Here is a 1,447-nt window from a genome sequence, read left to right on the forward strand (position 1 = left end):
CAATGCCGATCAGTTAAGGGCGAGAAGGATCATACTGCCGCGACCGCATTCAAGGAGGCGGTCGCGTGGGAAGAGGTCCATTCGGGTATTTGCCCTCTGCGGATGAGGGGGCGTTCGACCGGCTGTGCGCGAGTCTTGACCCAGAGTGGGTCGAGGCGGCGCTGGAGGCGACAGGGACGGCCACCCTCCGGAAACGTCGGCTACCCGCTGAACAGGTCATCTGGCTGGTGCTGGGCATGGCGCTGTACCGGCACCGGCCCATCGCCGAACTGGTGGAGCGGCTGGACCTGGTGTTGCCCGGTGGCAGGCCGAAGCCGATTGCGAGGAGCGCGGTGGCGCAGGCGCGCGCTCGAGTGGGAGAGGAGCCGCTGAAATGGCTCTTCGAGAAGAGCGCGGACGCGTGGGCGCACGCCAGCGCACGCCGGCATGAATGGAGGGGGCTGGCCCTGTATGGAGTGGACGGCACGACAGCCCGGGTGCCGGACTCGAAGGAGAACCGGAAGCACTTTGGAGGGCAGGTGGTTGGCCGGGGCGGAGGACTCAGCGGCTACCCCATGGTGCGGCTTGTCACGCTGATGGCCCTGCGCAGCCACCTGCTGGCAGCGGCGCACTTCGGGCCCTACGGGACGGATGAGCGCGAGTACGCCCTGAAGATATGGCCCCAGGTGCCGGACGATTCGCTGTGCGTGATGGACCGCCACTTTCTCAACGCCGACATCCTCGTGCCGTTGGCGAGAGACGGGAAGAACCGCCACTGGCTGCTGCGCGCGAAGAAGAACACTGCCTGGCGCACGGTGAAGCGTTTGGGAAAAGGAGAGGAATTGGTGGAAATGGAGGTGAGCTACCACACCCGCCAGAAGGACGACTCCTTGCCTATGCGCTTCCAGGCACGCGCCATCCGCTACCAGCGCAAAGGCTTTCAGCCCCAGTGGCTGCTGACTTCGTTGCTGGACGCCGAAGCCTTCCCATCCAGCGAGGTGGTGGCCCTCTACCACGAGAGGTGGGAACTGGAGCTCGGCTATGACGAGGTGAAGACGGAAATGATGGAGAGGCAGGAGGCCATCCGCAGCCAGAAGCCTGGTGGGGTCGCCCAGGAACTCTGGGGCGTGGGATTGGCCTACAATCTGGTGCGACTGGAGATGGAGCGCATCGCCGAAGAGGCCGATGTGCCTCCCACCCGAATCAGCTTCGTCATGGCCCTGCGCCTCATCCGAGACGAGTGGATGTGGCTGGCCGGCGCGAGCCCGGGAGCGATTCCCAAACATCTGCGACGCCTGCGAGAAGAGGTAAAACGCTTCGTCCTCCCGCTGCGGCGAAGTCACAGACGGTATCCGCGTGCGGTGAAAATCAAGATGAGCAGCTACCCACGGAAGCGTCCCCGCCCGGTCCGTCGAGCACGCTCCCGCAGGCCCCTACGTCGCGTCCGTTCCTAAAGTGAACGGCATTG

At 65.0% G+C, this 1,447-nt stretch carries 1 protein-coding gene; it reads left to right on the forward strand.

Translation table 11 applies throughout. The features are described from left to right. Window positions 1–89: 89 nt before the first annotated feature. Complete coding sequence (locus LZ199_RS45920; protein ID WP_254000181.1) at window positions 90–1,433, forward strand: IS4 family transposase; 1,344 nt, start codon at window positions 90–92, stop codon at window positions 1,431–1,433. Window positions 1,434–1,447: the final 14 nt, after the last annotated feature.

Origin of the sequence: Myxococcus qinghaiensis (genome assembly GCF_024198215.1) — a bacterium.
GTDB lineage: Bacteria > Myxococcota > Myxococcia > Myxococcales > Myxococcaceae > Myxococcus > Myxococcus qinghaiensis.